Origin of the sequence: Vibrio sp. 10N.286.49.E11 (assembly GCF_041469505.1) — a bacterium.
GTDB classification, from domain to species: Bacteria; Pseudomonadota; Gammaproteobacteria; order Enterobacterales; family Vibrionaceae; genus Vibrio; species Vibrio crassostreae_C.
Window position 1 is genome coordinate 1 of the sequence record NZ_JBFRKQ010000109.1, and the last position, 6297, is coordinate 6297.

Consider the following 6297-nt stretch of genomic DNA (forward strand, 5'->3'; position numbering starts at 1 on the left):
TTTTACTTTAATTGGTATAAAGACACCGAGCCCCTGCACTTCATGCTATTCCGGCACATATCAGAAAGCCTAGTCTGACGACTAGGCTTTCGTCGTTTCCTGCGTATGTGTTTTGGGTTTTAGTAGTAGATCCTTATCGCTAGCTATGAAGTACTTCTCTATATATCGGGAGGTGCTGCTTGGGAATATAGGTGGTCACTTCTAACTCTTAAGCTAAATAGAGCAGAGCACTAATCTGATTGTTTTACTATGTGAAATTCTCTATCGCGTACGTACTTCGCCCTAAGGAGTGAGACTTTATTGCTTGAATACGTAAAGGGTAATTGTCGATTATGTTCGTATTGGTACTCGTTTAGCTGCTATCTAAACCATACCTGATACACGTATCTGGAACCCTGAGACTGACTAAGGAAAAGGTAGGATGCTTAACACTTCAAGCTATCACACTCACTGTGCATAAATAGAGATGTTGATTCGAAAGACCATCAAACAAACCTAAATAGCTATCTCGTAGATACAAAAACGCCTAGCGTTTGCTAGGCGTTGATAAATAGTGTCTCTAATACATCGACTACAGTATTTGCTTAAGCACCCTATCGGCTTTCACACGAGTGATCTTACGAATCAACTTCTGAACTTCCATCGGGTAGCTCTCTACCTTGTCTAACTGCTTATAAGTACAGATAAGCTGAGTGTGTTGAAGGATGTTATCCACTTCAGCCTGAAACTTGTCTGTTAGGTGATGGTAGTTATCTTGGATAAAGATACCGTTCTCTAGATCCAACTTCCATGCGCGTGGATTTAGATTATTACCTGTTAGTAGCATGTAGCGCTTATCTACCCAAATGCCCTTTAGGTGGAAGCTATTGGAATCGTGTTGCCAAAGTCGAATTGATAGATTACGGCTAGCAATATGAGCTTCATTCGCTTTAGCGAAACGGCGTAAGTTCAGTTCGTAAAGGTATGGCAAACCACCAATCGTTTTAAACTCTTCTTCTGGTGAGATAAAGAAATCATTCGCTGTCTTATCACCAACAACAATGCTGACCTTTACGCCACGCTTAAGTGCTTTCTTCACTTCTTTAGCTAGGCTAGGTGGGAAGTTGAAGTAAGGTGTGCAGATGAAGATTTCATCTTTAGCTTGAGCGACGAGTTGGTTGATTCCCTGATTCAGACGGTTACGTCTTTTACCGATACCAACCAATGGTGTTACAGCCACTTGCTCTGCTGAAACCTCTTGCCCTTCGAATTGATACTGAGACCTTGCCAATGATGCTCGAAACTGACGAATCGCTGGTTTCAGTTCTTTGGTCGCAGGCTTGTTCTTATCAGCCAGGTCATAAACAGCGCTGTCCGCAACCATCTGTTCGTGTACGTAGGCAAACATTGAGTCAGCAAGAGCTGCATTGTTTAAAACATGGTAACGATCAAAGCGATAGCGGTCATGGTAATTCAGATAGATATTGTTAAGGCTTGCACCGCTGTATATCACGCTATCATCGACGATAAAGCCTTTTAAGTGCAATACGCCAAAGACTTCTTTGCCGCGAACGGGAATGCCATAGACAGGCACAGAATGTTGATATTTCTCTGCGAACTCTTTATACATGGCTGCATTGCCTTCAGAAGACTCTGCGCCAATCAATCCACGCTGCGCCCGGTGCCAATCGACACAAACGCTCACGTCTAATTCTGGATTCTTTTGCTTTGCTTCATATAAGGCAGTTAGGATCTCACGGCCAGCCTCATCATCTTCAAGATACAAAGCGACTAAACTAATACGAGTCGTTGCGCGAGATATTTCATCAAGTAGGCGAGTTCGAAACTCTTGCGCTGATAGTAGTACTTCAAACTTGTCAGGATTCTGCGCTATGGTTGGCAACTGTATGAATGGATTCCTACTGGCAATCATATTGACTGTTTTACCTTAAAAATATGCAAAATTGCGAACCTTTAATTTTACCAAAGGGATAGCACCAAATACTAGATAATCGAGGCATTCTCTAACAATTTTGCTGATAATGCATAGGAATGAGATCTTTTCCGCTATTCGAATAGCGCTCGTATAAAACTCTTAAACCATTTGGTAGATCTTTAGGGTCTACTTGTACGAATTTGTGTCGCGCGTAAAAATTGGTGAGATGAGCGTACGCAAAGCAGTAATCATCTTCCGTAAGCGTATGTTGCGCACAATAATCCATAAGCTGGGAGCCTAATTGCTGACCACGATGTTGTTTTGATATCGCCATACCGGTAAGTAAGCGATTATTTTCTATTGTACGAAAACGCACGACACCGCACAGTTCGTTATTCAGCAATAACGAATAGATCAGTTCACTCTTATTCGCTTTTCCCGTTGGGTAATGTTCTTTATAGAAACGTTTAACTAGGGGAACCTTTACTGGGTCTAATTGAGTAATGATGACATTGTTCATTCAGTCACTGCGCCATTGGTTTATCTGCTGTAGAATGACCGCAGTGTAAGTTAATTGAATATCGCCATGCAATTCCATCTCAATGCTAGTTTAAAAAATGTTCATACTTTTTCCATCGATCAGACGTGTGATGCGTTGGTTGAAGTCACCACTACCGAAGAACTTATTTCGCTTTACAAAGACCCTAAATGGTCAGCTTTGCCTAAGTTAATACTGGGTAAGGGCAGTAATATGCTTTTTACTGAGCACTTCGCTGGCCTGGTCATCGTGAATAAATTAGCCGGGATTGAGCTGGCCGAGACGGACAGTCATCACCTACTGCATGTGAGTGGTGGCGAGGATTGGCCAAGCTTGGTTGAGTGGAGTGTGGATAAAGGGCTGGGTGGTCTAGAAAACCTAGCAATGATACCCGGCTGTTCCGGCTCTGCTCCGATTCAGAATATTGGTGCGTATGGTGTTGAGCTACAAGACGTATGCGAGTATGTCGATATCCTGTGTCTGGATACTTATACAGTTAAGCGATTAAGCAAAGAAGAGTGTCTCTTTGGTTACCGAGATTCTATTTTCAAACACGCTCTCTACGATAAAGCGATTGTTGTTGCGATTGGTTTAACGTTGCCGAAAGAGTGGGAGCCATGCAATCACTATGGCCCGTTAAAAAGCCTAGCAGCCGATACGCTCTCCCCTCGCACTATATTTGATGAAGTGTGTGCTATCCGTTCAAGTAAGCTGCCAGACCCTAGAGTACAAGGGAATGCGGGTAGCTTCTTCAAAAACCCTGTGATCACCAAAGATCATTTTGATCGCTTGTTAGCTCTATATCCAAATATGGTTGGTTATGAGAGTAATGACATGATCAAAGTTGCTGCTGGCTGGCTGATTGATCAATGCCAGTTCAAGGGTGTGACAGAAGGTGGCGCTCAGGTTCACCCCAACCAAGCATTGGTTATTATCAATTATGATGAGGCTTCTGCTGTGGATATCCTTAAGCTTGCAGAGCGAGTGCGCCAGTCCGTTTTGAATAAATTCGATATTCGATTGGAACATGAAGTGCGCTTTATGGGACGAGACTGCGAGACAAACTTGGATAAGGCTTTGGAGTCATTGGCATGAGAGAGCACAGTACCAAGCTTGCACTATTGAGATGTCTTGCTGACGGTGAGTTTCATTCAGGTGAAGACCTAGGTGAAATGATTGGCGTATCACGAGCGGCTATCAGTAAGCACATTAAAGGTATTCAAGAGTGGGGTTTAGATATCTACCGAGTACAAGGCAAGGGTTACAAACTAGCCAGTCGTTTGGATATGCTTGACCAAGACAAATTGTCTGCAGTTAGTCGCGATGCTTCTCTTGAACTCATTCCCATCATAGGTTCTACAAACCAACACCTATTAGAGCGCACTAACACCCTCGAATCGGGTTCTGTCTGTATTGCTGAATATCAAGCTGCGGGTCGTGGACGCCGTGGACGAGAGTGGGTATCACCATTTGGTGCAAACCTCTATCTTTCAATGTATTGGAGACTCGACGCGGGGATGGCTGCCGCAATGGGCTTAAGCCTTGTGGTTGGTGTAGCTGTTGTTGAAGCTTTGGAAGAGATGGGCGTAGAAGGTGTAAAGCTTAAATGGCCGAACGACCTTTACCACAATGACAAGAAGCTTGCAGGTATCTTGGTCGAGCTGTCAGGACAGTCTGGTGGCGCTGCGCATATTGTGATTGGTTTAGGGCTAAACCTATCCATGGATCCAACAACATCAGGTATTGGCCAGCCATGGACTTCCCTTAAAGAAGTGTGTGATGGGAAGGTGCCAGACCGTAACCAGTTAGCGCAGGCTCTGATCAATGCTTGGGATAAGTCACTTGTCGACTACGAGTTGAAAGGAATGTCCAATTTTTTAGAGCGTTGGAACCGCTTGGATAATTTCTTAGGTCGCAATGTTAGATTGATCATTGGACCTAGAGAAATTGAAGGTGTTGTTCAAGGCATCGATGAACAAGGTGCTGTATTGCTCAAAACTGAGAATGGTGTCGAGAGCTATATTGGTGGCGAGATATCGCTAAGAAAAGGCGACTAAGGCGTTACTATTTTCTTAGTAACACTTCTTCAACCATATGATCTGCGCCTTTACGTAGAATCAGGTGAGCCCTTTCTCTTGTCGGAAGGATATTTTGTTCAAGGTTCAAGCCATTAATTGAACTCCAGATACCTTCTGCTTTGTCCAATGCGGCTTGGTTCGATAATTTAGTGTAATGACTAAAGTAAGAGCCAGGCTTAGTAAACGCGCCATCGCGGAATTTCATAAAGCGATTGACGTACCATTCTTTGATTTGTTGGCTATCAGCGTCAACATAGAGTGAGAAATCAAGGAAGTCTGAAATAAACACGCGATGTGGCTCGTGTGGATAATTCATTCCGGTTTGTAAAACATTAAGCCCTTCAATAATAAGCACATCTGGTAGGTCGACGCACTTAACGTCATCAGTAATATTGTACGTAAGATGCGAGTAAACAGGGGCTGTGACATTTCTCTTGCAAGCTTTTACATCCGAAACAAAGTTCACTAAACGCTTGATATCGTAAGATTCAGGAAAGCCCTTTTTGCTCATCAACCCTTTCTCTTCTAACACCTCGTTTGGATATAAAAAGCCATCGGTTGTCACTAGTTCAACTTTTGGGTGGTTTTCCCAGCGAGAGAGTAGGGCTTTAAGCAGACGCGCAGTGGTACTTTTGCCAACAGCTACGCTACCCGCAATACCGATGATAAAAGGTGGCGCTTTCTCTTTCTTATCTAGAAATTGGTGGAGTACCGAGTTTCTATTCTGTCTGGCTGCCACATAGAGGTTCAATAGACGAGATAGCGGTAGATAGATCTCTACTGCCTCTTCCATTGTGAGCTTTTCATTGATGCCTTGAAGCTCTTTTAAGTCGCTCTCAGAAAGTGTCATCGGAACTAAATTCCTTAGCTCAGACCAACGTTCGCGGTCAAATGACATAAATGGGCTCATACAAAACTCTATAGTGGATAACAAAACAAGTGCATGGAAAATACATCAAGCGATAGATAAATAAAATATCTTCCTGTACTAGATGCGGGTTAAAGACGTAAACCTTGAGCTAAATAGCCGTATGTAGGAGTTTGGTCAGAGAATTTTGCACTTTTTTTCAATTTACTATTGCAAGGTGGAAAATCATTCAATAAAATGCGCCCCACTTGTGCCGACTTAGCTCAGTAGGTAGAGCAACTGACTTGTAATCAGTAGGTCACCAGTTCGATTCCGGTAGTCGGCACCACTTTCTCCCTTCCTATAAGGCAAGCGAGAGAAAGCTCAAAATTTGGAGAGGTTCCCGAGTGGCCAAAGGGAGCAGACTGTAAATCTGTTGGCACTGCCTTCGATGGTTCGAATCCGTCCCTCTCCACCATATTCTAAAGGTTAAATAGCTCAAACAGAGTTACGTGTTGCGTGCATCGTATAATGGCTATTACCTCAGCCTTCCAAGCTGATGATGCGGGTTCGATTCCCGCTGCACGCTCCAACTCATTTTGTGTGCTGATATAGCTCAGTCGGTAGAGCGCACCCTTGGTAAGGGTGAGGTCCCCAGTTCGACTCTGGGTATTAGCACCAGTCTAAAGCTTCTTCTCCTTTAATAAAGAAAACCATTTTTTTTGGTTGCGTGGTCTTATTTTAAGCCACCTAATCCGTACCTAGAGGGACACCCCATGTCTAAAGAAAAATTTGAACGTACGAAACCGCACGTAAACGTTGGTACTATCGGCCACGTTGACCACGGTAAAACAACTCTAACTGCTGCTATCTGTACTACTCTTGCAAAAGTGTACGGTGGTGTTGCTAAAGATTTCGC

At 43.6% G+C, this 6297-nt stretch carries 6 protein-coding genes and 4 tRNA genes; 7 read left to right on the forward strand and 3 right to left on the reverse strand.

Features of this window, described 5'->3' with window-relative positions; all coding sequences use genetic code 11:
• Positions 1–571: 571 nt before the first annotated feature.
• Positions 572–1912: a CDP-diacylglycerol--serine O-phosphatidyltransferase gene (gene pssA, locus AB4167_RS21070; RefSeq protein WP_029235079.1), complete on the reverse strand. Its 1341-nt coding sequence runs from the start codon at positions 1910–1912 to the stop codon at positions 572–574.
• Between the two features lie 91 nt (positions 1913–2003).
• Entirely contained in the window at positions 2004–2435 is a 432-nt protein-coding gene (locus AB4167_RS21075) for a GNAT family N-acetyltransferase (RefSeq protein ID WP_017059798.1), read from the reverse strand.
• 66 nt (positions 2436–2501) lie between these two features.
• Here AB4167_RS21075 and murB point away from each other — a divergent pair, with 66 nt between their 5' ends.
• Positions 2502–3548 (forward strand): UDP-N-acetylmuramate dehydrogenase, encoded by a 1047-nt coding sequence (gene murB, locus AB4167_RS21080; RefSeq protein ID WP_017059799.1) that lies wholly within the window; start codon positions 2502–2504, stop codon positions 3546–3548.
• Positions 3545–4510 (forward strand): bifunctional biotin--[acetyl-CoA-carboxylase] ligase/biotin operon repressor BirA, encoded by a 966-nt coding sequence (gene birA, locus AB4167_RS21085; protein ID WP_017059800.1) that lies wholly within the window; start codon positions 3545–3547, stop codon positions 4508–4510. The genes murB and birA overlap by 4 nt, the downstream gene beginning before the upstream one ends.
• Positions 4511–4517: 7 nt before the next feature.
• Here the strand turns inward: birA and coaA are convergent, their stop codons facing one another.
• Positions 4518–5441: a type I pantothenate kinase gene (gene coaA / locus AB4167_RS21090; RefSeq protein WP_017066910.1), complete on the reverse strand. Its 924-nt coding sequence runs from the start codon at positions 5439–5441 to the stop codon at positions 4518–4520.
• Between the two features lie 210 nt (positions 5442–5651).
• On the opposite strand from coaA, the gene AB4167_RS21095 reads away from it, so the two are divergent.
• The 5 genes from AB4167_RS21095 to AB4167_RS21115 form a co-directional block, all read left to right on the forward strand.
• A tRNA-Thr gene (locus AB4167_RS21095) sits at positions 5652–5727 on the forward strand.
• Positions 5728–5771: 44 nt separating this feature from the next.
• Positions 5772–5856, forward strand: a tRNA-Tyr gene (locus tag AB4167_RS21100).
• Between the two features lie 39 nt (positions 5857–5895).
• Positions 5896–5970, forward strand: a tRNA-Gly gene (locus AB4167_RS21105).
• A gap of 13 nt (positions 5971–5983) precedes the next feature.
• Positions 5984–6059, forward strand: a tRNA-Thr gene (locus tag AB4167_RS21110).
• Between the two features lie 95 nt (positions 6060–6154).
• A partial coding sequence (locus AB4167_RS21115) for a GTP-binding protein (protein WP_240798929.1) occupies positions 6155–6297 on the forward strand: 143 nt, incomplete at its 3' end.

Bases quoted from the DNA above. Each gene is read 5' to 3' on its own strand.
- pssA (WP_029235079.1), bottom strand. From the start codon at position 1,912: ATGATTGCCAGTAGGAATCCATTCATACAGTTGCCAACCATAGCGCAG.
- AB4167_RS21075 (WP_017059798.1), bottom strand. From the start codon at position 2,435: ATGAACAATGTCATCATTACTCAATTAGACCCAGTAAAGGTTCCCCTA.
- murB (WP_017059799.1), top strand. From the start codon at position 2,502: ATGCAATTCCATCTCAATGCTAGTTTAAAAAATGTTCATACTTTTTCC.
- birA (WP_017059800.1), top strand. From the start codon at position 3,545: ATGAGAGAGCACAGTACCAAGCTTGCACTATTGAGATGTCTTGCTGAC.
- coaA (WP_017066910.1), bottom strand. From the start codon at position 5,441: ATGAGCCCATTTATGTCATTTGACCGCGAACGTTGGTCTGAGCTAAGG.